The organism is Desulfurococcus amylolyticus Z-533 (assembly GCF_000513855.1).
Classification (GTDB): domain Archaea; phylum Thermoproteota; class Thermoprotei_A; order Sulfolobales; family Desulfurococcaceae; genus Desulfurococcus; species Desulfurococcus amylolyticus.
In genome coordinates this window covers 788,986-814,788 of the sequence record NZ_KI911318.1, presented here as the reverse complement: position 1 = coordinate 814,788, position 25,803 = coordinate 788,986, and the positions used below count along the sequence as shown (strand labels likewise).

At 43.3% G+C, this 25,803-nt stretch carries 20 protein-coding genes; 6 read left to right on the top strand and 14 right to left on the bottom strand.

Annotated elements, in window-relative coordinates; all coding sequences use genetic code 11:
• Positions 1 to 3 precede the first annotated feature (3 nt).
• The 4 genes from SPHMEL_RS04230 to SPHMEL_RS04215 are packed head-to-tail and all read right to left on the bottom strand — an operon-like array spanning position 4 to position 4,017.
• A complete protein-coding gene (locus SPHMEL_RS04230) occupies positions 4 to 1,569 on the bottom strand; it encodes a radical SAM protein (protein WP_042667482.1) in 1,566 nt (521 codons plus the stop codon).
• Positions 1,570 to 1,571: 2 nt separating this feature from the next.
• Complete coding sequence (hypD, locus tag SPHMEL_RS04225; RefSeq protein ID WP_042667481.1) at positions 1,572 to 2,696, bottom strand: hydrogenase formation protein HypD; 1,125 nt, start codon at positions 2,694 to 2,696, stop codon at positions 1,572 to 1,574.
• A gap of 10 nt (positions 2,697 to 2,706) precedes the next feature.
• Positions 2,707 to 3,330, bottom strand: a complete 624-nt coding sequence (locus SPHMEL_RS04220) for a nucleotidyltransferase family protein (protein WP_042667480.1) — start codon at positions 3,328 to 3,330, stop codon at positions 2,707 to 2,709.
• Between the two features lie 33 nt (positions 3,331 to 3,363).
• A complete protein-coding gene (locus tag SPHMEL_RS04215) occupies positions 3,364 to 4,017 on the bottom strand; it encodes a DUF47 domain-containing protein (protein ID WP_042667479.1) in 654 nt (217 codons plus the stop codon).
• 292 nt (positions 4,018 to 4,309) lie between these two features.
• Here SPHMEL_RS04215 and SPHMEL_RS04210 point away from each other — a divergent pair, with 292 nt between their 5' ends.
• On the top strand, positions 4,310 to 4,690 hold the full coding sequence (locus tag SPHMEL_RS04210; RefSeq protein WP_012608313.1) for a TrmB family transcriptional regulator: 381 nt from the start codon (positions 4,310 to 4,312) through the stop codon (positions 4,688 to 4,690).
• A 35-nt stretch (positions 4,691 to 4,725) separates the two neighbouring features.
• Here SPHMEL_RS04210 and SPHMEL_RS04205 read toward each other — a convergent pair whose 3' ends face one another.
• Positions 4,726 to 5,031 carry a hypothetical protein gene (locus SPHMEL_RS04205; RefSeq protein ID WP_042667478.1) on the bottom strand — a complete coding sequence of 102 codons (306 nt, stop codon included), beginning with the start codon at positions 5,029 to 5,031 and terminating at the stop codon, positions 4,726 to 4,728.
• Between the two features lie 290 nt (positions 5,032 to 5,321).
• Here SPHMEL_RS04205 and SPHMEL_RS04200 point away from each other — a divergent pair, with 290 nt between their 5' ends.
• The 3 genes from SPHMEL_RS04200 to SPHMEL_RS04190 are packed head-to-tail and all read left to right on the top strand — an operon-like array spanning position 5,322 to position 6,993.
• Positions 5,322 to 5,615, top strand: a complete 294-nt coding sequence (locus SPHMEL_RS04200; protein ID WP_012608311.1) for a DUF211 domain-containing protein — start codon at positions 5,322 to 5,324, stop codon at positions 5,613 to 5,615.
• A gap of 6 nt (positions 5,616 to 5,621) precedes the next feature.
• The gene (locus tag SPHMEL_RS04195) at positions 5,622 to 6,371 is read left to right on the top strand and encodes a BUD32 family EKC/KEOPS complex subunit (RefSeq protein WP_042667477.1); all 750 of its coding nucleotides are present in this window, start codon (positions 5,622 to 5,624) and stop codon (positions 6,369 to 6,371) included.
• Between the two features lie 43 nt (positions 6,372 to 6,414).
• Positions 6,415 to 6,993, top strand: coding sequence for a YfcE family phosphodiesterase (locus tag SPHMEL_RS04190; RefSeq protein ID WP_042667476.1), 579 nt, complete (start codon positions 6,415 to 6,417; stop codon positions 6,991 to 6,993).
• Here the strand turns inward: SPHMEL_RS04190 and SPHMEL_RS04185 are convergent.
• The 5 genes from SPHMEL_RS04185 to SPHMEL_RS04165 form a co-directional block, all read right to left on the bottom strand.
• Complete coding sequence (locus SPHMEL_RS04185; protein WP_042667475.1) at positions 6,971 to 8,047, bottom strand: ABC transporter ATP-binding protein; 1,077 nt, start codon at positions 8,045 to 8,047, stop codon at positions 6,971 to 6,973. The genes SPHMEL_RS04190 and SPHMEL_RS04185 overlap by 23 nt on opposite strands.
• Positions 8,048 to 8,062: 15 nt before the next feature.
• Positions 8,063 to 10,306 carry an ABC transporter permease gene (locus SPHMEL_RS04180; protein WP_051401004.1) on the bottom strand — a complete coding sequence of 748 codons (2,244 nt, stop codon included), beginning with the start codon at positions 10,304 to 10,306 and terminating at the stop codon, positions 8,063 to 8,065.
• Positions 10,307 to 10,381: 75 nt separating this feature from the next.
• Positions 10,382 to 11,962: an ABC transporter substrate-binding protein gene (locus SPHMEL_RS04175; protein ID WP_042667474.1), complete on the bottom strand. Its 1,581-nt coding sequence runs from the start codon at positions 11,960 to 11,962 to the stop codon at positions 10,382 to 10,384.
• Positions 11,963 to 12,150: 188 nt separating this feature from the next.
• Positions 12,151 to 14,103 (bottom strand): glucodextranase DOMON-like domain-containing protein, encoded by a 1,953-nt coding sequence (locus SPHMEL_RS04170; protein ID WP_042667473.1) that lies wholly within the window; start codon positions 14,101 to 14,103, stop codon positions 12,151 to 12,153.
• Positions 14,104 to 14,181: 78 nt separating this feature from the next.
• Positions 14,182 to 16,446: a metallophosphoesterase family protein gene (locus SPHMEL_RS04165; protein WP_042667472.1), complete on the bottom strand. Its 2,265-nt coding sequence runs from the start codon at positions 16,444 to 16,446 to the stop codon at positions 14,182 to 14,184.
• 75 nt (positions 16,447 to 16,521) lie between these two features.
• On the opposite strand from SPHMEL_RS04165, the gene hjc reads away from it, so the two are divergent.
• Positions 16,522 to 16,962: a Holliday junction resolvase Hjc gene (gene hjc / locus SPHMEL_RS04160; RefSeq protein WP_042667471.1), complete on the top strand. Its 441-nt coding sequence runs from the start codon at positions 16,522 to 16,524 to the stop codon at positions 16,960 to 16,962.
• Positions 16,963 to 16,964: 2 nt separating this feature from the next.
• Here the strand turns inward: hjc and SPHMEL_RS04155 are convergent, their stop codons facing one another.
• The gene (locus SPHMEL_RS04155) at positions 16,965 to 18,533 is read right to left on the bottom strand and encodes a PINc/VapC family ATPase (protein ID WP_042667470.1); all 1,569 of its coding nucleotides are present in this window, start codon (positions 18,531 to 18,533) and stop codon (positions 16,965 to 16,967) included.
• A 120-nt stretch (positions 18,534 to 18,653) separates the two neighbouring features.
• Here SPHMEL_RS04155 and SPHMEL_RS04150 point away from each other — a divergent pair, with 120 nt between their 5' ends.
• Positions 18,654 to 20,168, top strand: coding sequence for a metallophosphoesterase family protein (locus SPHMEL_RS04150; RefSeq protein WP_042667469.1), 1,515 nt, complete (start codon positions 18,654 to 18,656; stop codon positions 20,166 to 20,168).
• 3 nt (positions 20,169 to 20,171) lie between these two features.
• Here the strand turns inward: SPHMEL_RS04150 and SPHMEL_RS04145 are convergent, their stop codons facing one another.
• From SPHMEL_RS04145 to SPHMEL_RS04135, 3 genes are all read right to left on the bottom strand, one after another.
• Positions 20,172 to 21,503, bottom strand: a complete 1,332-nt coding sequence (locus SPHMEL_RS04145; RefSeq protein WP_042667468.1) for a cyclic 2,3-diphosphoglycerate synthase — start codon at positions 21,501 to 21,503, stop codon at positions 20,172 to 20,174.
• Positions 21,504 to 21,635: 132 nt separating this feature from the next.
• Positions 21,636 to 24,128, bottom strand: coding sequence for a phosphoenolpyruvate synthase (gene ppsA, locus SPHMEL_RS04140; protein WP_012608298.1), 2,493 nt, complete (start codon positions 24,126 to 24,128; stop codon positions 21,636 to 21,638).
• A gap of 157 nt (positions 24,129 to 24,285) precedes the next feature.
• Entirely contained in the window at positions 24,286 to 25,794 is a 1,509-nt protein-coding gene (locus tag SPHMEL_RS04135) for an ATP-binding protein (RefSeq protein WP_042667467.1), read from the bottom strand.
• Positions 25,795 to 25,803: the final 9 nt, after the last annotated feature.

Below are 25,803 nucleotides of genomic sequence, written 5' to 3'. Positions count from 1 at the left end.
TGCTCAGAGGTTTCTAAGAGATATAGGTTCACCAGACACGCTTTTAGCTGAGTATCCCTTCACCCTTACAGCTAGGATACTCCATAAAGGTATCTCCCCCTTAACCTTGACCGCGATAGGGTAACTACCTGGGAACCTGGCTATTGTATGGCTTGATGATTTTTTCTCAGCTATGAGATAATAGAGTATTGTACCAGGGGGAAGTATCCTCTTTAACATTATCTTATCAAATAACTGCATTACTCTTACCCGGTGGAACCTATAGAGATCCCTGTACTTCTTAAGCAAGTATTCAACCTCATCTCTCCTCAACCATAAAGGCGTGTTCTCTAGAACAGCTACTCTACGTATGTTCAGCCTTCTTACCATCAACCCTTCTCTAATTATCTTGGTTAAATACTCTAGATTCATGTGGTAGGTATTCCTTGATTCACCTGGCAAACCATAAATGAGGTTTATTCCAGGCAGTAGATGGGGCATGCCGTTCCATCCTCTTTCCCTTCCAACCCTATTTATTAAGCGTATAGCCTCCAATGCTTCATCAGGGTACACTTTCAAGTTATTTATATTAACCACTTTTTCATCGAAGCTCTCTATTCCCAGAGCCGCAACGTCTCCGGGTGTATGATATTTCACTATTGTCTTAAGTATTCTAATTGATTCCTCAGGGTAATGCACTATTGTACCTGGGTTTACATTATCTATATGTAATGTGATCAATCCAGGTGCAACGTTTCTTATTCCTTGGAAAAGTCTTTCAATAACCTCGGGATCCGGACGTGGAAACACCTGTTTACCGATGTCCCTAGCCATGTATGCCAATATATCAGGCTGCTTTCCCAGCCTGATGTGTCTAACTCCTAGCCTATATAATGCTTCCACCTCCTCAATAATACCCTTCAAGCTCCTCATTAACGGTCTTCCATGTCTGGGTTCAATACAGAATGAGCAACCTCCTGTTATCCACCTGCTGCAGCCCCTATACGTCTCTATCTCAACAACGAGATTTCTACCGTAGTTAGGATGTTGGAGGACTATTTTAGCCCCCAGCCTAAACGCTTTATCCGCTAATTCATAGTTCTCTCTGAGCAGCCATGGACGGGCCTTCTCGAAGCCGTATTGCATTAACTCGTCAATATATATCTCTGGATCGCCTCTCACTATTTCCGTGAATAAATTCCTCAGCCTCCCTGTTTCTACAGCTATATTTCCTCCCCCACTCCCGAATCCATGACTGGCCGCTGGACCTATGAGGATCCTGTTTACATCCTTAGTTAAGAGCAGTATTGTTTCAAGCTCCTGTATACTTAGTGGCTTGCCTCCAAGGTATTTACCAGGTACTTCAGCTCCTCCTATGACGACTAGGAGCTGGTTTTCCCTTGCCTGTTTTATAAATAAACCAAAGTTCCTTCTTGCATCATCTATCGTCCAGTATTTTATATCAGCATCCTTCACCCTATTCCATACTGCACCCGCAACGAGCCTCGGATAAGTGTTTATGTATGGAGGTACTCCAAGGCCTGCTGGCTCGTCAGTGTATCCATCCAGGATTACTATTTTACTTATCATTACTACAACACCGCTCCATGTAGCACAGGCATGTTTTCAGCCCATATTCTACAAGTACCCTCGGAGCTAACCATGCATGGTCCATACGGGTTGTTCGGGGTACAAGTCTTCATGAAGAGGGGGCATTGTGTTGGCTTAGCGAGTCCTAGAACCACCTTATCACATATGCAACCAGGATGCTTATCATCGGTTATTGTCTCCTTAAACCCCATTGACTCTAGGTAATCATGGTTGCTATACCTAGGGCTATGCACTGCGCCACTTAATGGAACTGATCCTATGCCCCGCCAATAACTGTCTTTCACAGTATATGCTTCACTAATAGCTTTTAATGCGTATGTGTTTCCATCCGGGTTGACAACCCTGGTGTACTCATTCATTAACCCAGGTCTACCTTCCTCAATACTCTTCAATATCATATAAATGGATAAAACCACATCGAGTGGTTCAAAGCCCGAGACAACTATTGGTATACCATACTCTTCAGCAACAAATCTCCACGAGTTGGCCCCGATCACTGCTGAGACATGGCCGGGAGCTATTATTCCATCAAGCCTTATCTCAGGGTGTTTCTCAAGGAGGAATCTCATTATTGGTGGTGTAAGCCTATATGCTGATAGAATATATAGGTTTCTAGGCATCTTCCCGCTTACAAGCGGGATGGCTGTAGCAGGCATCGTAGTCTCAAATCCAACAGCTAGGAACACATGTCTTTTACTCGGCTCCCTCACAGCTTCTTTAACAGCATCCTGAAAACTATATACTACCTTCACGTTTCCCCCATTGGCCTTAGCGTGGAAAAGGCTTCTTGGATACTTATTCCTGGAGCCAGGTAGCTTGAATGCATCCCCATACGTGAGGACAACGGTGTTTCTTTCAAAACTCGCATCGATTAATATATCAATGTAATATCCCGGGGTGATGCACACTGGGCAGCCCGGCCCAGCTACCAGGTTTACTGATGGGGGCATTAGGGATCTTAAGCCGTAATGCGTTATAGTCCATTCATGTGTTCCGCAGAAATTCATTATATTTAATTCATCCCTCCCTGTTTCTGCGAGTATCTTTTTTGAGAGCTCTTTGATCCTTTCTGATAACTGTACGGCTATATCTCTGCTTCTATACATTGATAAACCCCTATCTCCATGAATATTCCTTGACCCTGTTTAAATCAAGCACGGTATCTAGATCTAGCAGGACGCCTGGATAGCCTGTTTCAACAACCAATGTTTCACTAATATACTTCTCCACCACGGCTTTAAGACCCCTTGATTCCTCACTTATACCAGTTAAATCAATGAATAAATCACTTGAGAAAACTATCGGGTGACCCCTTCTACCCCTGTATGAAGCTACGGCTATTTTCTTACCTGACTCCAGGAACCTCATAGACACATAGTCGTATATGCCTGGGTGAACCCAGGCTACATCACCTGGGTTCACCATTATCCCCTTAAACAAGTGAAGCTCGCCCTGTAAAGACTCTACACCCTTCTTAATACTCGAACTCATCCCTCTTGTATACTCCGGGTTATATATTATCCTGATTCTTTTCTCTGAGTCGCCTATGTATTCCTTAACAGTCTCAGACACCTTGTCTGACTCATAGCCTGTTACAATTATGATCCTGGATACATACCTGGAGCTGGATATGTTCTTAACTGTACGTATAATAACGGGTTCCTCATCGAATAAATAGAGTAGTTTATTCCATGAAAACCTAGTACTTAGCCCTGCTGCAGGAACTATGCAGGCTATCAAAAAATCACCTATCCTGTTTGTGGTAAACCATATCTATCTCGATATAGTGAACAATCGGTAGATGTCAGCTATGTTCTCGAATACATCGCTTATTCCTTCCAGGTCCTCTATTATAGGCGGGATTACTACACACTCTGGTTTAACCTCCTTGCTGCAATACAGGTATATCTTTCCCACTGCTTCAAGTCTTAGCTCATCTATTTTCTTCTCCAGGAATTCTATCTCATGGGTTATTTCAAGCGCCTTCCTAGGATCCTTATTGATCGCCTCAAATAGCTCCAGGATCTTGAATGATGCCTCAAGGCTCTTATCCGCAATCTCCTTCATTAACACCTGGATCCCCTCTTGTATTGGTACACCTGACTCTAGCACAAGGAGTATTCTCTTACCAGCAGCTTTCGCGAAACCGAGGGCTTCGTCAAGGGATAAAACGAATCTCAGAATATTTTCCCTGTCCTCCGGATGCAGGTATGCCACCTTTAACTCCTTGATCATTTCTTTCTTTAACTCATCGCCTTTTTCCTCAATACTATTTAATTCATTATATAGCGTTGAGACCGCGCTGACTCCACTAGGTATATTAGAGACCAGTTCTACTAGTTTTGACATACCCTTATTGACTATCTTGGCATGCTCTATAACGCTTGAAAGTATAGCCTCGAAGTAGCGTCCTCTAGGTAAGCTCATATGATATCCACCGGTCATTATTTATAACATTTAACTATTCCTCCCTTAAAATCCTATGGCTCCCCTTAAGCTGCCTTAACCATAATACTCTATAACTAGGTTTAACCAGTTAGCTTAACAAGTGATCGCCCATGCTTATTAACTCGGTTAACTTGTTTGCTTGGTACTTAATGGTATCTTAGACACAGTATACTTTTTCACACGATCTCCTCCACATCCTGAAGGTTAGGCTTTCATTATGTAAAAATTTATAAGTTTTTAATACGAATTATTTAGTGAACACGGTGATTTTATGAGTAATATCGGATATGACAGTATATACGATATACGTTTCCTAATTAAACGCGGAATACTACTAACACCCCCATTACTGAAAACACTTGAAGCCGTAATAACATTAAAGAAAGTGACAGCTGAAGACGTCTCCAAGTATACTGGGAGAGCTAGGACAATCGAGTCTAGATATCTCTCCAGGTTGAACAAGATAGGTATAATTGCGAAGGTTAAAGAAGGGAGAAGGGTATATTATATAGAGCCCGTCCAGGCAGTACAGGAAGCTCTACGAAAATATGGGGAAAACATTATAGTAGAGCAGCTGGCCCACCAAATAAGTCTCCCAGCAGACATAGTGAAATTCATAGTGGAGCTAATAAGAGCGGGCAAGGTACCCTGATTAACCCAGAGTGTGGGCAATGCTTAACAAACGGCTTAATTTAAATTAAGCTGTATCGAGATAGTCTCCTTGGACTTAGTCTTAAACGACAATGTTATAGAGGTTATTTCCCCATTACTCCTCCTCACCCCCTCTGCAAGAGCCTCCATGACCCGTGTCAATAACAGTGTCCTGGATATTGAGCCCTGTCTTGCGACGAATTTATCAATAATCTCTAAATCCTCCTCGTTCACTCTCAGCGAAATCATTCTCTTCCTAGGCTTCAATGATATCTCTATTACATTTCCATCAATAATCACAGCGTTTTCACTGTTGTTACCGCGTATCTTGGCTAGTACCATTTATTACGCACCACAAGATCATTTTTGAATTCTAAATTAATAAATAGATCCTAGGATTTATCGAGTCATCATCATTAAAATATTTAAGTAAAACAAACATTATTGTTACTAAATACAAAAAATTCCATGAAAACTTAATGATTATATCACCCCAACCGTTTTATTTATAATGATCCCTGCAACACCCCCGCATCGGGGCAGGGATGAACAGGGAGGACTCCCCTGGGCTTTTCACATGTTTAAAAATCTAGTAAGCTACTTAATTATCTAGGTTGTAGGGTTCAAGCCTGGTGAAGAAGGTGTTGAAGAGAATAGTGCTGGACGTATTATACCCGGTTAGAGGTGTGTCAATAATCGACTTGGCTAAATCTATTATAGAGATAAGTGGTATTAACTCGGTTAGTATTACCGTTAAAGAAGTAGATGTGGATACACAGAACATATTAGTTATAATAGAAGGCATCAACATAGACTATGATGATGTGAGGAAAATCATAGAGAAAGAGGGCGGTGTAATACATAGCATCGATCAGGTAGTTGCAGGGGAAAAAATAATAGAGCCTCCTGAATACCTATTAAAGTGAGCAGTCTTGAATATAAACATCCTTGAAGTACTGGATAGCCTCTCGAGGCAGACATCAGTTATAATGGTTGGCTCGAAAAAATTAGTTGTCAAAGAATATGGAAGAGAGGTTGGATTAATTAAGTGGTTCATGGTTAACCTATCCTCATTCTCAATAAAAATGTACCCATTTGTCCTGAATCCGAGGAGCCGTATGGAGAGAGAGGTAGCATTTCTGAAAACTAGTACACCAGGCTTTAGTAAGCCTAGTTTATATATAGTGGATTATATAGGTAAGAGGATAATCAGGGGCTATGTAGAGGGCGAAAAGCTAACCTATACAATGCCTTTAGAGGTATACAGACTACTAGGGGAACTCCTAGGGCGATTACACTGTAGCAACTGGGCTATTGGGGATACAAAGATATCTAACTTTATACATAGTGGTGGAGAAATATACATCATTGATGCCGAGCAAGCAATTGAAACCAGGAATGTAGAACACTTTATATGGGATTTGATCGTCTTAATATCAACACTAGCCATAAGCTGTTATACCAACTGTATTTTAAACCAGAATACATACCTGGATAGACTCCAAGGGTTTATCAAGGGATATCTGGGCTCTACATGCATTCCAATGGAAACACTATCCAACATTATGCTGAGTGATGATGTGAAGATATTACTATACCTGTTAATACCCTTCCCATTAAACACTGCTACTGTGAAGACTTTAAACAACATGTTTTCAGGGAGAAACATACTGGATGAATAAAAAGAGCCATTAGGCAGCGGGGTGAGGAGAGACGAGGATACTCTTGGCCGGGGATACACATATACCTGATAGAGCCGAAAGAATCCATCCCTCTATTAAAAAACAATTAGAGTACAGGTCCCCCTTCGACTACTTGTTATTCACCGGTGATTTAACTTCAAGAGAGGTTATAGATTGGCTTAACAAACTGAGTGGGAGAGTACTTATTGTAAGAGGTAACATGGATTACCTCCCTCTACCGAGAAACCGTATAGTGAATATAGATGCCTGGAAAACCGGGTTAATTCACGGGGATGGAATTCATCCACGTGGTGATACAATGGGGTTAACCAGGGTCTCAATAGAGCTTGGTGTAGACATATTGGTTTCAGGTCACACTCACTCGCCATTCATTAAGACCGGTGTAAAGAGAAACATACTTCTCCTAAACCCAGGCTCCTTAACCGGTGTATGGGGCGGTGGAGGAGGATCCTTTAAACCATCATACATTATTCTCGAGACCGAAGGCTTTGATCTACATATAGAGTTACATGTATTAGAGGGAGGTAGTTTAGTTATCGAAAAATATATGGCTAAGCGGAGTGACATGAGCTGGAATATTACTCGGATGGAAGAACAATAATGTTTCTCCACGGTAAAACCAGCTCTATCTCGCTACCAGCACTCACCCCAACAGTATTAGGCAGATATGCCAGCAGGGGCAGCTTCCCTATCTTAATCCTGGCCTCTATCTTCTCACCGAGGAACATTGCAAAGTCAACGATGCCCTTAACCACGGTGTCGCCACTTGACCCACTGCTACCTAAACGAATCACTTCTGGACGTATTACAACGGATACCTTGCTCGGTAGCTTCTCAAACGGTGAAACACCTCGAACAACTATGTCTGCATCCTCAAGCCTTACTTCCACATAGTCCTTGCTATGTGCCACTAACTCGCCTGGATAAATACTGCTCCTACCTAGGAAATCAGCTATAAAGAGGCTGTGAGGCCTAAAGTACAACTCCTGCGGCGAGCCGACTTGTATCACCTTTCCCTTATTCATTACAGCCATCCTATCACTAAGGCTCATTGCCTCTACTTGATCATGTGTGACATATATGGTGGTTAAATTCAAGCTCCTCTGTAACCTCTTTAATTCTTCTCTCATCTCGATCCTGAGTTTTGCATCCAGGTTACTCAGGGGTTCGTCTAAGAGGAGTACCCTGGGTTTAACAACCAGGGCTCTTGCAAGTGCTACCCTCTGTTGCTGCCCACCCGAGAGTTGTAGTGGGTATCTATTCTCCATTCCCGAGAGCTTTACTAGTCCAAGAGCCTCCTTAACCATCTTCCGTATATCTTCATCAGTTAATCCAAGCTCCTTCTTCCTAAGCTTTAATCCATAAGCCACGTTCTCGAACACCGTCATGTGGGGCCATAGGGCGTAGTTTTGGAAGACCATTGAGGTATTTCTTTTATATGGCTTTACAAAGGTGATGTCTTCATCGTCAAAATAAACCCTTCCCTTATCAGGTGTTTCAAAGCCGGCTATTATTCTAAGAGTAGTGGTTTTACCGCACCCGCTGGGCCCTAGGATCGCGAAGAATTCACCGTGCTGTATTTCAATGTTGACATCTTCAACTGCTACCACGTTTCCATAGTATTTTGAAACACCTTCAAGTTTAACCCGTGTCAAATCCCCCACCCCTTCTTATACTCCTATAAAAGCGTACCTCTGTTTAAATACGTATACTACTATTACGACCACAATTAACTGGATGAATATAAGTATTGTGCCCATGGCAGCTACAAGCATTGGTCCCTGGCCAGCCGCACCCGCAATGTTTTGAGCCATGTAGTATGTTAATGGTGCCTGATCACTGTTCATCCCGCCGAAGGTTACACTTGTTGATACCTCTGTAGCCATGTATATGAAGCCTAGGAGCGCACCGCTTAATATATATCCAATTATGAATGGCAGTATAACTCCAAAGACCACCTTGAACCTGGATGCACCGAGATTCATTGCGGCCTCCTCAAGGTTCTCGTGAACCTGCTGGAAACCCGCGAATACTGATCTCACCACATATGGAAGTCTTCTAACACTGAAAGCTATGATGAACACGAACCAGACAGCGAAAGATAGACTGCCAGGCATTAGGTATGTTAGAGCCCCTGGTATAATCGGGGATAGAGCCTCTGCAAGCATGTAGAAGAAATAGTAGTAGCCAAGAGCCAGCACTAATCCCGGTATCGCTAGAGGAGAAGTAGATAATGCATCTAGAATGTTTGCAAGCCACTTTATCTTCAACCTGCTCACACTATAGCCTACAGCCGTAGCCAGGAATACCGCTAGTATCACTGAGATGCCGGCATATACCAGGGTATTGACCAGGTAACGATATATGGAGGGATCAGATAATACTTTGCTAATATATATGAAGATGTTATCAGGTATGGATAACTCGATGCCGGTGGCGCCTGGATAAGGCTTGAGTATTCCAAGCGATATCAGCACCACGCCTACCTGGGGAAGCATGGCGAATAATACTATAGGAAATATCGCGAGGTACACTATTATTAAGCCTAATACTCCAGGGCGTCTTATCCTGGGATTTAATCTACCTCCCCTACTGATCATCGCATAACTCCTTACACTGACATAGTTTCTAATGGCTAGGAATGAGACAAGAGTTATAAGTAGTAGTATAATGCCGAGCGCAGCTATTTCAGGTGCAATAATCCCCGTGGCCGAGCGTATACCCATGAATATCTTGTAGCTCATGAGACTCTGAGCATTAAAAACTATCGGTGCCCCTAGGTCCTCGAGGCTGAAGACAAATACTAATATCGATCCAGCCGCAATACCTGGCAAAGCGAGAGGCAGGGTCACCGTCCTGAATAACCTGAATCCTTTAGCACCGAGATTCTCGGCCTGCTCCTCTGTTGATGGATCAATGTTTATGAAGCTATTATACGCGTTGAGATATACTATTGGGAAGAAAGTCACTATTTGAGCTGCAATAACCCCTGCTAATCCCTGGATCATTAACTTGTACCCGAACAATGCATTGATCAAGGCTGAAACAGGTCCATCTGGTCCCCATATTAATTTAACCACATATGCATTGATGAAAGGAGTGTTAAATAATGGTATTAATGCTAGGATACGGAGTAACATATGCCCTGGGAACTTGTACCGGGCTAGCACGTATGCTACTATTACCCCTAGAATTGTGGCAAAAACCGTTACAACAGATGCAATAACCAGGCTATTAACCACCGGGCCATAGTCGACACCCTTCAAAACCAGTAGCTTCTCACCGCTAGGCATCTCTATTAGTTTCCACCAGCTTTTATCTATTGGCTCAAGGTTTACGTAGCTACGCGTCCTTAACACGTTGTAGAAGTTGCTCCACCATTCACCTCCAGCTGGTGGGGTAAAAGAATATAATAACACGAAGAATATTGGTACAATCATGAATAATACTAAGTAAGCTAGCCCGAAAACCATGAAGAACCACATTGTAGCATCAAGCTGGTTAATAGTATTCCGTATTCTACGTGCCAGCGTGATTCTTCCCTTACCAATAAGCGCTGTTCTCTTCCTCGACTCACGGATCTTATCCACTATGTATCCAGATACTCCTACGCCTATAAGTGGTGCTAGGAACCCTGCAATTGATAAGGGGTACCCGTAAGCGTCAATTAACAATATTATGAATAAGTATATGAGGGATGCTATCACGATGAAACTCATTGAGAAACTATACTTAATATACTCATAGCTATAGGCATTCTTTAAAACCATTATACACCCAGCTACTATGCCTGCTAGGATTAATAATTGATTCATCATTTTTGAAGCATCTGCCGTTAAAATATTATTAATAATAACTGATAACGTTAGAAACAACAAACTGGTAAGTAATAATAGTGTGTTGGGCCTACTCAATGGTGATCCCCGCCATGTTTTGTTTTATACATGATGGAGAAGGGGTTTTAAAAATACGGCTCTGAAATAAATTATTCAGCTAGAAGGGATTGGTTTTCCAGCTAATGCGTCATTTAACAGGTTTAATGCATTAAGATACCTCTGCCTAGCCAGCTGCTCCCATTGACTCATTAACGACTGGTACACCGCTGCATCCTTTTGAAGTCTCTGATTAATGAACACTGCGTAATCCAATGTGAAATTGGTTTGCTTACCCGTTACAGGATCCGTGAATGTGAGTGGTTTTGATATATACATGGATAAGTAGTCGAACCATTCCTTACTTATTTTACCATTCAAATAGGCTTGGGCTATTCTTGCCCATGTAGCTTGTAGATCGGCATGTGGATTCACTAATGTAGCCTTGAAGTAGTACATAATTGAGTATACCCAGTTTGTTGAAAGAGTCTCGTTGAATAATATACTCTGCGCATTCAATGCATCCTGGAAGGCTTGCTTTAAGTCTTGCCTGTTTTGACCCTGTGTTGTATTGAAGACGTATGGATTCACTGGCAGCCTATTGATATCAGTATTGAGCCAGACCTGTTGCCCGCCATACTCGTTAAGTACCCATGCAACAAACGCTACAGCATGGATCAGGTGCTTCGTGGTGTTTAGGATTGCTATTGGATCACTATTAATTATAGTTTCTCCCTGAGGTGCTATATACTTGCAATTAGGATTAACTTGCTGAGCCATGTAACCGTAGAAGTCTATTGTCGTACCTATAGCTACATCACCCTTTATCACTGCGTCGCGGGCATCGCTGCTTCCAGAATATATTATGGCATTTGCAGCTAGTAGTGTAAGAATCCTCCATCCCTCATCCCATCCTTTAGCCTGTAAAATTATCTCAAAGATCCTAGTGTTACTCGTACTCATGGTTGGATCAGCTGTAGATATCTGTGGTATATCGGGCAGGTACTTTGCGTAAACAGGGCTCGCTAGATCCTCCCATTTCTGTGGTATTGGTAATCCATACTGGTTTAAGCGTATGAGGTTCGCTGTGAAGCCGAAGCTACTTACACTAGCCCCGATCCATCGTACTAATCCATTCTGGTCAACCTTGTATGCCTCGGCCCCACCTATAATCCTCGGTATCTTATCCATCTCATATTTTATTGCCTGAAACTCAGGCTTACTTAGGTTAATAGGTAGGAGATATCCCAGGGAATCCATAGTGTTAAATAGTGTAGGACCGCCACCCCATGCTATGTCTATTGGCCTACCTGCCTTGGCAGCGTTATCAATATAGCTGGACCATAATTCAGCTGACACAGATAAAAACCGTATATTGACTATACCCAGCTCCTTCGCTACTGGAGAATTCAGGAACTCCTTTGTAGTCTCACTTAGGATGGATTGTTCATGCCTTGTTATCACTATTAGCTCTACATTCCTCTCTGTGGTCATCTGCTTTAATTGATCCAGCCATGGATACTCAGGATATGAAGGCTTACTTGTCGTAGTCGTTGTGGTAGTGGTCGTAGTTGTTGTAGTTGTGGTAGTTATAGCTGGTGGAATCAGAGTTCGTGTACCAAGGAATACCCCTATTACTGCTATTATGATAACTACTGAAATAAATAGTGCTTGAAGCTTAGTGAGAGCATGAGTCATGGATACACTCCCCCTGTTAAAATAGAATATATACACTACATTATAATATAAATTTTTATATGAACAGTTCTAAAAAGTGGAATAAGCCGGCCAGGGCTTTCAAGACGCCTAGAAAAAGCCCCGCCGAGAATGTATTTTACCGGGAAGTAAGACTATTTAATGAAGGTATTTAAAAAAAGTGATCCCATTTATTTCCTCTTTAATAACATTCCAATGGCTAGACCCACTATTAGAGCTACCACTGCAGCTATTCCTGTAATAGTCATATCTGGCTGGGTAACAGTCTCGGATACGTATTGCGTACTCGTACTTGTATCGGTCTTTGTGGTTGTTATGGTTGTAGAAACAGTTGATGTCACCGTATCAGTTACCGTAGTAGTGACAGTCGTGGTAACAGTTACTGTTACAGGAGGATAGTATATTACACCACCCTTTATACCGTAAACCACAGCAAGCTTTCCAGCGCTCGCATCATAACTCTTCAACATATTATATTGATCCTGATCCGTTGGAGCTAGTAAGTCTACTACTTTCGGCTGCACGCCAGCAAGTATGGCTGTTGCATCACCGCCTCCCAGTGCCCACTCGCCCGGGTCACCGGCTTGTATACTCCGAATCTTTAATTCACCGTATCCATCGTAACTAGTTAGAAAGACGTACCATATCCAGCTCCCGATGTTGTCTACATCACTTAAGAGGCTCTTTGCTATTTTAACCTCGATTATATTGATGTCAGTATAAGCATAGACATCGAATAATGTGGTATTGTTATATTCATCTACTATAAGCTTATTATCAGCCCCATATAGGGCTGATATTTCTCCATCCGGATATGGTGTATTACCCCAACCAGGCACTGCTATTATCGCGTAGTTCCAGCCTGGCGCGAGATCTACATGTAGGCCAAATGTAGAAGTATTGACTGGTAGTGATTTATTTGTTGTCCCAATGTAGATCTGGACGTGTTGTAGGCTGAAGCCGTTTGGCCCATTCCATGGATTGCCCCCAAGATCCCCGACCTTTACCTGTAGATATATGAAGTCTTCGTCCTGTAATACCTTGAAGTTAACTAGGTCAAATACACCGGGTTTAAACACAGTGTTGGTAGGATATAGAATGGTTCCCTGGCCCTTGTCATCACCAGTTGGATCACTTACCTCAAGAACATTCTCAGCCATGTAGCTCGGCTGTATAACGACTTTTATCCACCACTTCAACAAGTTTTCAACGAATCCAGGCCCATCCAATGGTACACCATAATATAAGGAAGCCCATGCAGGTTCGTAGTCACCGTAGAGAGATTCCGACGCCACGGTTATAACAACGTTTTTATCACTCCAGTACTCAGCTGCATAACCGATGAAATCGAACCACCCTGCCCCCTGGCCATAGAATATAGGATTGTATACGTATGGTGCTGGTGGATTATTATCACCTATGTAGGCTTTATGGAACCAGGCTATCCTGATAAGTCCTGGGAATGTCTCTTTAACGGGATCATGATAGTTCCCTTGATCATCAACCCATATTACTGCGCCCGGTCCATGCATTAATATGGGTTTTGTAATGTTTTGATCCAGCATCCAGGTGTAGAGGCCGGGTATGTTATCTGGCTCAACGAATGCAAGCATTCTATAGTATGCCTGTGCACAAGTTGGATATGTTGTCCCCTTATAAGTATAGTTCATTGAGGGATCGGAGTATGCTGAAGCCTGTTCGAGCCTTAATTTGGCTCCCATGTATTCGAGGACCTTGTTAACATTATCTATAGTAGTGGGGCCGGGCCCATAATCGCTATCTCCAGCTATATATAATACCTTGTGACCGGTGTTAATCCAGTTGTATATAGCATCTAATTCACTCGGGGCAAACGCGACTGTTGGCTGACCTATTAGCAGTATGTCGACATCATTTAATATATCGTTTGTTATAGTTGTTCCTTTAGGTATAGTCTTCCAGTTGACGAACGTCAGATTCCCCATTATATAATTCAAATACTTATCACTCTCGCCATGGGCTAGGTCAACAGCCACTGTGATCGTCCTCAGGGGCTGCTGGGGTTCAGCCCGTGCCACCTGTAGGATAGTTGGAACTATTAGTAGTGAGAGTATTAATAATGGGATAACAAGTAGTCTACGCATTCACTCCACCTCATAAATTATATTATAGTGAATAGTTAAAAAATGTTTAGTATTGGCCAGCTTCAAATATAGGGGAGACTATTTTCCACCACTCTTCATCAATGACACTAATAATATAATGACCACTACAACAACCACAGCTATTCCCAGCATGATAAGGTGAGATGCTTCTCCAGAAGGTATAGCAGTAGTTGTTGTAGCCGCAGTAGTAGTAGTCGTTGTGGTAGTGGTTGTTGTAGTTGTGGTAGTTGCCGCTGTAGTTGAAGTGGTCGTAGTTGTTGTAGCCGCAGTAGTTGTTGTAGTTGTGGTAGTGGTGGTTGTTGTAGTCGTAGGAGGTGTTGTGGTAGTGGTCGTAGTTGTTGTAGCCGCAGTAGTTGTTGTAGTTGTGGTAGTCAACATGGGACCCACGAATGTAATGTTGAATGATGCATTGGCTGGGTTTCCAGCATTATCCGCTACCTGGATTAACAGTGGCTGTGTCACCGTCGTATTAGAGGAGACATATACTGTTATAACAAGGGTTACAATGTTGAATTTCTCCGTGTAGGTGCTTGGACTCATTGTATAGGTATTTCTTTGAGGCATACTACTATAATTAATTACGTTGTTCCCCAGTCTAACCACTATACTACCCGGATCTATCCCCAACCCCTCATCAGATAACTCAATATATATTGTCACATCCCTATTAACGGAGGGTGTTTGCGGCACTGTTCTTCTCAGGGATATCATAGGCGGCTTGGAGTCAGGATTTGTGTACAGCCTTAATGTTAACCCGCCCTGGAAAGGCAGGTTTAACTCGAATAATAGGAAGAGCCTGCCCCCAATGATCTTGTAATCAATGATCTTTATGGATGCATTATTCAAGACGTTAACCACTTGATAGTTTACATTGTTACCAGCCCATGGCAGGCTCCATAGCATGGTGCCAGAGAAGTTAATCCATGATATATTATTATTCTCGAATCTAAACGTGTAACCTGCATCGGAGTAAACAGCATTCATATATGTAAACGTTAAATTACTCCATCCAAGGCTATTTTGAACCGGATATATTCCTATTGGTATACTGTTTAAAGCCAGGGCCCTCGTAGAGTTCTGGAAACCAATAAATGTAGGCGGCTTTAACGGGAAGTCTAATCGACCAGTATTCAAGTCGAACTCCATGAGGCTTAATCCATCATAAGATGCTGAGCCCTGCGACAACGTTGTAAATGTGAGGAATAGGGTTGTCGTATTAGTCCTAGTACTCACATACTTCGTGAAGAAGTCCCTGTGCGTGTGACCGGATAAAACCATTGTTACATTATAGTCCTCCACGAGTTTCAAGAAGTATCTGAACGCTGTCATGTTACTTGACCAATAACTACTCAACGGTGTGGAGGGACCGCCTTGAACATATGGTTTCAACACGTTTTCATCATCATACCTAGTGTATAGTTCGCCCTGATAATAGAATGGCGGATGATGGACTAATATCATCTTATAGGGTATACTACTATAATTCTGGAGCACCTGTTGGGCAAATACTAGGTCTTCCCATGATGGGTATCCTTGCTCGGGTGACCATATACCTATTATAAGTAGCTTACCAGCTATTACTCTAAACCACTTCGTGGGTCCAAGATAATTCATATAATAAGTACCCCCGGAGGCGTAATCGTGGTTCCCGGGTATGCCTAACACAGGTATGTTATATAGATAGGCATACCTGTACGCGAGAGTCATCACATATTCTGATGAAGCAGCAGTGTCAGCTTCATCGCCGAGCCATAGAATGAAGAAGGGTGATAACATGTTATCTATAGTAAATCCAGCTATACGATTAATATCACCTGTAAATGGATTTGGTTGGCCTGCTATGAAGTGTATATCAGTGTTCTCTACGAATCTGATCACTGAAGGCCAGGACTTCACCACCCATACTGATCTAGGCACATTGTATACTGTTGAGCCTGCTAGAAGAGATAAGTCATATAATCCATCCTCAACTTCTGATGATATAGTAGCCTGGTATATGCCTGGACCTACACTGCTTATACTTAAAGTGTAATTGTAGACTACAAGCCGGTTGCTAACTGGTTTAACAGTCCATATGTACGCTGAGGAGATACTGAGAGAAGAATACTCCGGCCTAAGCTCTATGATGAACGATTCCCCGGGTGACATTATAACTGGTACAACTGGTCCCATGTTAGCGGTGATTATCTCGGTTATATTACTTGTTATAGAGGGTATAGCCGGGGTTGTCTCAGCAGCCGCAATATACGTATTCAAGTATACTATTGAACCAAGTATTATGAGAAATAATAGTAGATAATGCAGGTAATATCGTGTCTTCAATACATATCACCCTCTGTTGAAATACTATTTTTAACTATCTCAGATAATAAATTTTAATCAGCTTGAGGGGGCTACATGAGTAATAGGTCTAGGGGTTTTTCTCATGAGAGGGATTTAGTTAGGAGGCTGTGGGATCATGGTTTCGCAGTTATTAGGGCTCCTGCAAGTGGTAGTAGAGCTAGGCACGTCAAATACCCTGATATAGTAGCTATCTACCATGGTAAAATAGTGGCCATGGAGGTTAAGACTATTAAGGAGGAGAGAACAATCTATGTTAGAAGGGAGCAGGTGGAGAAGCTACAAGAGTTCTCAAGGAGGGCTGGCGCAACACCATTCATAGCTGTTAAATTCGTTGGAAGCGGGGAATGGTTCCTTATACCCATCGAGAAACTCGCCGGATCGGAGGGAGGCGCCTTCAAGATCCCGGTTGAAACCGTGAAAAACAGCCTCAGGCTCAAAGCATTAATCTCAATGATTAAGGGGGATAAGAGTATACTGGATTATACTATGCGGTGAGTTTACTCCTCCACCTTAACTCTCACAGGTATATTATACTTTTCCTCAAGCTTCCTAAGCCTCTTAATCCTTCTATTATACTTCTTTAAGTCCTGTCTTGATAGAGTGATCACTATATCACCGTTTTCCATTCTCACATCTACCTCAGGCATGATCTTACCGATCTCCTCAATAATCTTCTCGTGGATGCCCTGCTTACCACGTAGTTTTTTAACTGGTACCACTATCGTCTGCTCGCCGAAAGTGTATATTTCATATTCTAGCTCACCGGTGAGGAAATCCTTCACCTCTATCACTGGCCTTGATAACTCTGCCTCACGTAACCCAGTTGGTAGTTTCACAGTCATCTTGACCTCGTATACCTTGTCTATCTGTCCATTCTTAATGAAGATCACAGTGTCTATTATCGAGGGGATCATTCCGAGTTCAACCCTTCCAATGAATCTCTGGATGGCGTCTATAGGTGTCGTGGCATGTACAACCCCAATCATTCCTATTCCGGCTAGTCTTAGATCAGCGAATAGCTTGAAGTCTTCATCATTCCTCATCTCATCGAAGACCGTGTAATCAGGCCTCGATAACAATAAGATGTCGTGTAATTCCCCTGTGTCAGCATAGTGTTTGCTATACTGGGTTATATCTGGTGGAAGTATCATATCCCTAGGCGACTCAATGGTCTTCACAACCCTATTCATCCTCATGTAGTACTCCGCTAGGGCTTGAGCAAAGGTCGTCTTACCCATCCCTGGTGCACCAGCTATGAGTATACCCTCAGCCCTTTCATTGAGCCTTTTAACCAGCTCCGGCGGGAGATTATAGTCCTCTAGTCTCAGTTTCTTCAATGGCCTCACAGCCGTGATCTCCCATCCATCGCTTAAAGGGGGCCTCGTTATAACTATCCTGTAGGCTCCCAGCTGGACTATGGTGGAGCCGGCTCGATCTATCTCTATGAAGGCATCGCTTCTACTCCTAGTAGCCTCTATTATCTCATTAGCCATCTGCTCGATCTCCTGCCTGGTTAACGGGGCATCACTTAGCTTCACGAACTTCCATTCGCCTGGCCTACCAATCTTGGCTACTGGTACCACCCCCTCCTTTAAGTGCACGCTCATGGTGTTCTCGGAAAAGTATTTCTCGAACCCTAGTCTTCCACGCTCCTTATCCTTGACCAGCACAACCTGTATGCCCATGGATTTAGCCACTTGGTACTGTAGCTCATTACCCGTTATTAATACACCGTTAACAGAGTAAGCATATTCCCTTATAAGGGAGTTCACCTCGCCGACTAATTGCTCCTCGTCCTCAATGAACCCCCTAAGCCTTTCACCAGCGAACTCGAGCTTGATTATCCCTGTATCATTGTATTGTCGTAGCCTGCGAAGTTCCTCGAGACCTGCGTAACCTATAACCCTGCCTTTCGAGGCATTGTACTCTAACAGCTGGAGCATAGCTCTATGGATAACTATTCTACCGCTAACGCTTCCCTCATCAATCAACCTGGATACGGCTCCCTGTGTAAGAGCCGTTAGATCTGGTACATATATGGTTTCACCAGCAATTCTCAGAGCCACTTTTTACACCGGTGTTAAACCCGCTTATCCACTTCCATCATATTCCTAAGAATAGATTTAATTAACTTATATACCTGCTCCTCCATAGATGGTTATAACCCTGTTGAGGAGCGTGATATATTGAATAAATGGGCTATGTACATCCTGATAATCCTGGCATCACTGCTTGTCCCGCCAATTGCAACACCTCTTTTAAATGCTGATGCATCAACCGTGGTGCCATTATACGTGAAAACCCGTATCGTGATCCCGGATAATCTACCATGGTATCCTTTAATAGTGATCGGTGACAATAGGCCCCCGGATGTGAACGCTGTGGATCCACCAGAGGTATTCTACCAGGCTATAAACGAAGCGGAGAATGCTCTTCCGCTAGCCGTGATAGGGCTTGGAGATAACGTGGGATTAGGCACACCTGAACAGTATGATAGATTATATGGAATCCTTAATAGGACCCGTCTAGAAAACATTTGGATGATACCTGGAAACCATGACGTGACCTATAGTGGATTAAATGCCACGGGCATCGATCTATGGAGACAGTATATAGGGTCAGACAATATCACTATTGACGATATACCTGGGTGGAGAATAGCCCTGATTAATTCCGAGGCAGATATAACTACGTGGGGTAACCAGGTTAAGGCTGTATATAATTACACCGGGGGTAAACACCTAATACTTGGATTCCATAGGCCCCTCTACCCAAATGTAAACCATAACCTGAAAATAGGATATGATACCGTGTTATTGAATTACATGAATAACTATGGATGGCCGGCCCTAGTGCTACAGGCACACTTCCATGCATGGGTTAAATATAGTTACAATAATACAGAGTTCCTCATAGTAGGTAGTGCTGGTTCTCCATTGTATTCCTGTAGTGATGTAATAACACCTGGCGCTGAGTGCAGTAGTGTATACCACTACCTAGTGTTAATCCTTTATCCTAATGGAACATACACGTATACCCCAATAGCACTGGGTGATGATAGTGGGACATTAAAAGTGATACCATTGAATACAACAGCTTATTCGGTGGTTAACTCGAAGAAAAACATATATAGGGAGCCAGTTGAATACCCTGTGAGGCTACGCTTTACAGCAGGGAAGACAGTGATAAACATTGTAGCCAAGATACCAGCGTCAGCCAGCGTGGTATTCTCAATAGATCCCGTTACACATAGGCTATATATCTCTCAAAACCTCGATTACTATGTGTATATCATGCAGGGAACTAGTGACCAGCCAATAGTTATCAATGGTATACCTGAAGGACTAGACTTATCACAGTTTATACAAGGTGAAGAAATCTCTGTAGAGACACCTAGCCAAGTAGTGAAAACTGAAACAGTTACATCAACCACTGTCGCATACATCACTAGAACAGTGACTAAGCCGACAACAATAACTGAGACAACTACTGTGACTCAGCCCACTACAATATATACAACGGTATCTATTGTAGAGACGCAAAAGATAACGTGGACAACCACAGTGACCAATACCACAACAATAACCGAGACGTTTACGGAGAGAATTAGTAGTGGAGAAGACTACATCTACTTAGTGATAGTGTTGACTATAGCGTTCCTGACTGGACTAGTCTATGTTTTAACCAGGAAAAAGACGTAGTAGCTACAAGACTTTTTTCCTCGCCTTCTCCATAAACATGTCAACATACTCCTTTATCGTGGGCCCCTCAACAATCTTCAGTTTAAACTCTACTCTCACAACCGGTTTATCCAGTTTTATAAGCCTGGTTATGTCTGAGGGTGTTCCAAGCACAACAGCATCTACCGGAGCCCTCCTTATGGTTTCCTCAAGCTCCTTCAATTGTTCTGGCCTATACCCTGTGCTCGGGAGAACCGGGCCCATATGTGGGTACTCCTCATATATTTTCTGGAAGAAGCCGGTTGCGAATGGCCGTGGATCAACTGGTTGAGCCCCATGCTTCAATGCTGCTACATAGCCAGCCGCGTATGGTGCTCCGCCATGCGTTACAGTGGGTGAGTCCTCGATAACTAATACCCTTCTACCCTCGATTAGCTTGGGGTTATCTACTGTGACAACGCTTTCTCCCAGGCTTACATATGCATTGGGATTCCTGCTCTTTATATTCTCCTTTATTTTCTCAACAGCCCCTGGTCTGGCTTGATCAACCTTGTTTATTATTACTGCATCACACATCCTGAGGTTTACCTCACCTGGGAACGATGAAACCTCTATGCCAGGCCTCATAGCGTCTGCAACAGTTATCATGAAGTCTGGCTTATAGAATGGCCAGTCATTATTGCCTCCATCCCATAGTATTATATCGTTCTCGGATTCAAGTACTCTAAGTATCCTACCATAGTCAACCCCGGCGTAAACCGAGAACCCTAGCCTCAAGTAGTGCTCATATTCCTCCCTCTCCTCTATTGTTGCATTATACCTATCCAGGTCCTCAAAGCTGTGGAAACTCTGAACAACTGATTTCTCTAGATCCCCATATGGCATCGGATGTCTAACCACCCCAACCCTCAGCCCCCGTCTCTTCAATTCAAGGGCTACTTCTCTTGAAACCATGCTTTTACCGGCTCCTGTTTTAACACCTGTAACAGCTATGAGAGGCTTTATACTCTCAAGCATGGTATCCATGGGACCCAGGATCTTGAAGGTTAACCCTAGGGATGTAACACGGGAGAGGACTGAGCCTAATTCACTATAAGTTAAATCACTGTAGGCTAGTACAGCCTCTTCCACCCCATACGTCTTAACTATTTTCTCCAGGTAATCCATGCTTAGAACCGGGATACCATCGGGATATAATGATCCAGCCAGCGATGGTGGATAACGCCTGCCCGAGATACCCGGTATCTGGGTCTGGAGAAATGCTACGACCCTATAGTTAGGGTTATCCCTATAGAACATGTTGAAGTTGTGGAAATCTCTTCCACTAGCCCCCAGTATAACTACCTTCCTGGCCATGGTTCCACCAAGAAATAATAGAGATAGTATATACTATATAAACGTTTATGGAAAACATATTTAGATTAATATTACCAGTGCTGATCGCTGGCTGAACGGGTTAAAGGATTAAAAATGATTTTTAGGGAAAAATTACTCGAAGTCCTTCAGCTTCTCAATTATCTTATTCAGCCTCTCTAACATGATCTTTCTCTCAACGCTTGCCACTAGCCTCCTTGTTGATATCACTGCGTCTGGGTTGACACTTATGCTGTCTATTCCTAGCCTTACCAGGAACTCCACTATCTCTGGGTATACGCTTGGAGCTTGCCCACAAATGCTTACAGTAGCTCCCTTACTATGAGCCTTCTCAATTATCATTCTAATCGCTTCTAGTACAGCTGGATCTCTCTCATCAAAGTAGCCCATTTCAGCGAGTATATTGCTGTCTCTGTCTGCACCAAGCACCAACTGCGTGAGGTCGTTGCTACCTATACTGAATCCATCAACGTACTCAGCGAACTTATCAGCCAGTAGTGCTATGCTTGGTACCTCAGCCATTGCCCATACCTTGAAGTCCTTACTCCTCTTTAATCCCTCCTCCTCCATTATCTTAATGGCTTTATCAAGCTCCCACGTTGTCCTGACAAATGGGAACATTACCCATACGTTGCTTAATCCCATTTCTTCTCTTACTTTCCTAATGGCTCTAACCTCTAACCTGAAGCCTGGCTCATACTTCGGGTGAATGTACCTGCTGACTCCACGCCATCCTATCATCGGGTTCCTCTCCTCAGGCTCATATTTCTCGCCGCCTTTCAATCCACGGTACTCATTTGTCTTGAAGTCGCTGAATCTCACTACAACTGGCCTTGGATATATTGCCTGTGCAACCTTAGCTATACCCTCAGCCAGCTTGTTGACGACTATTTCCGGCTTACCTATCTCAATTAGATATAATGGGTGATACTGTACCCAGTCAGTGAATATGAACTCTATCCTCATTAGGCCTATGCCATCGAAGGGTAGATCCTTGTATTTCTCAATAGCGTCTGGCTCACCGAGGTTCATGTATATCCTTGTAGCTGTGACAGGGTATAATGGCAGTAGTTGCTCAGGGCTGATACCTACTGCTGCAACTACTCCCTCGGTCTTCGCCTCAGCTTTTGGCTTTACTAGTTCCTCAACTATACCCTCATATATTACTCCCCTGCCACCATCAACAGTTACCTCCACACCAGATTTAATGACCTGTGTGGCATTGCCTGTTCCAACGACTGCTGGAATACCCAGCTCACGGCTAACTATTGCAGCGTGACTTGTCATACCTCCCTCATCGGTTACTATTGCTCTAGCTTTCTTCATTAATGGTACCCAATCAGGATCAGTCATCTTTGTTACCAGTATGTCACCTTCCTTGAACTCCATGGCCTCCTTGCTCTTCGGGTCGAATATGACTTTAGCAACACCAGCACCAATACCTGGTGAAGCTGGCAGCCCCCTAATTAGTACTTTTGCTTCACCTAGCTTCACGGTTTTACCCTTTACCTCCTCTGGTTTCTTTTCGGCTTCCTTAGCCTTCCTGGTACTCCAAACCGTCTCTGGTCTTGCCTGCACAATAAATACGTTGGCTGGGAACTGTAGGTCAGAGTCGATTGCCCACTCAATATCCATGTGTTTACCATAGTGCCTCTGGATCAATAATGCCAGCTCAGCAAGCTTCCTAACCTCTTCCTCTGTCAATGCCTGCTTATCTGGATTGGCTACCTGAGCTAGGGGCGGGCTAATGTTTTCGCCTTCCTCAGCAACCCACCTACCTTTCTGATCATCCCATTTCAAGTGGACGTTTTTACCTAGAGCTGGATCGAATGTTATCATGAATATCTTTCTATTGATGTGCTTTTCCACTATGCTAAGTGTCTTCTTATCCACAACGAACTCGTCGGGAGTAACCTTACCGCCTACGACTGACTCACCTAGACCCCAGCTACCCTCTATCACTACGACATTCTCATCTCCTGTTACAGGGTGAAGTGTGAACATTACGCCTGCACTTCTGCTGTTAACCATCTTCTGAACCGTTACACTCATGAATGTTTTCTCGTGTGGAATGCCCTGGGCAACACGGTAGAATGTTGCTCTTGCGGTGAAGAGGCTTGCCCAGCATCTCTTAACATGGTATACTACGCTGTCGGCTCCATACACGTTTAGGTAGGTGTCCTGTTGTCCAGCGAAACTAGCCTCTGGCAGGTCCTCTGCTGTAGCACTACTTCTAACAGCTACTCTAAGCTTGTTTGGATCCATACCTAGCTTCTTTGCCAGCTCGATATAGTACTTCTTTATCTCCTCCTCTACTTCTGGAGGCATAGGCTGGTTCATTATCATTTCTCTTATTTTCGCGGTTGTCTCCTCAAGTTCCTTAGTATTGTTTACATCGAGCTTCCTCAGCATGCCATATATTTTCTCGCCAAGCCCCGTCTTCTCAAGGAAGTACTTGAATGCGTATGCTGTAACAGCAAATCCAGGTGGTACTGGGATCCCAGCATTAATCATTTCTCCGAGGTTTGCATTCTTACCTCCAACCAATGGGACATCTTCTTTTCTAACTTCCTCAAGCCATAGAACGAACTTGTTCTCCTTATTCATTTAACCACCTTTTCGCTCGTCTTCAAAGAATACTTATGAGGGATAAAAAGCTTTCCTATATACATCTATTAATAGTATATAGTCAATGATGCATAGGAAACTATTGATATCTAAGACGTGTTGAAAACACGTGCATCGGCGGAAGGCCTCTCCAACCTTATTTTCTCCTAATCCTCTCCCTTAGCCTGGCGTAGTAGAACCATGCTGTCCTCTTTGTTCTTGAAGCATTCTCCATTATCTTCTCAGTACTCAACTTGCCTTCTCCAAGTATTTTCCTTGCCTCCTTACTACCGTACTCGATCAGGGAGATAGATGCGATAGCGTGGAGCAGCATTCTTTCTCTGAGCTTAGAGATAATTTCATCCCTCTTCTCCACGAGGAATCTGGTGTTGTAGATCCCGTTTTCAACATCCTTCGAGTCAAGGATCTCCCTTAGCACTGGTATATTGGTGTGCACTCCATTGATATATATATCGTTTAAGGCACGCTTCAGCCTATTTAAAGCTATAAGCCTACTGCTCCCCCAGGCAAGCACCTTAACCAAGAGGGTGTACTCGTCTCTTACCTTAACTCCTGGAGCTATCCCAGTGTCACATGCTACTCCTAAGCCGTTGGGCTCGTTATAAGTCTTAATTAAGCCGCTTGAAGGCTCATCCCTGAATATGTTTTTATTAAATACCTTGGCCTGGAAAGCCCACCCATTCAATGAGACGTTTTCTTGCTTCAATCCTATTGTAGAATATAGGGCCGCCTCAACCTGCTTCTCAACTAGGTCAATCCTAGTGACAGCCTCTGTGACAGCGTGCTCAGGGGATAGACCCATGTTTACTTCATTAAGGAAGACACTGCGACTTCTTGCATCATATAGAAACTCTATTGTTGCAAGATTTCTCAGCCTCATAGCTTCCCCGATTGACAAGGCGTAATTGAGTATTTTTTCCCGTAAACCATTAACTTGGAGTGTGGAGGGAGCCTCCACAAGGATTTTCATGTAGTTATCCTGGATACTGCATTCCCTATCATATAAATGAATTACTTTCTCCCCGTCACCAATTAATTGTATCTCTATGTGTTTAACGTTTGTTATATATGGCTCGACATATATCCTTGAATCCCTGTATATTTTCTCGGCTTCCTTGATAAGGGTCTTCAATTGGTCTCGATCCTTCTCGCTCCACAGTATCCTAAGCCCCCTACCCCAGTTACCTTTTACGGGTTTAAGTATTAATGGATAGCCATACGTTCTTACGAATTCCTCGAGATCCTCCTCGTTTTTCACAAGGCTCCATGGAAGGGTCGGTATTTCAAGCTTCTCCGCCAGTGTTTTGACAGCTAGTTTATCACGAGCAAATTCTATTTGACCAGGCGGTGGGCCAACGAATATTAATCCCCTGCGTGCAACCTCCTGGGAAAACCCCGGTTCGCTCTCGAGTAAGCCGTACCCTGGGTGTATGGCTTCTGCACCGAGCTCTAATGCAGCCTCAATAATCTCCTCTGTGTTTGTGTAGCTCGATATCTTCGCCTCTTCAACCATGTATCTTCTATGGGGGCTCAACTCATCGTTGCTGACATATACTCCTAAGGGGTGGTATCCTTTTTCAATAAGGGTACGGGCTATCCTTACAGCCACCTCTCCCTTATTAGCAATAAGTATCCTCCTAGACATCACTGACCT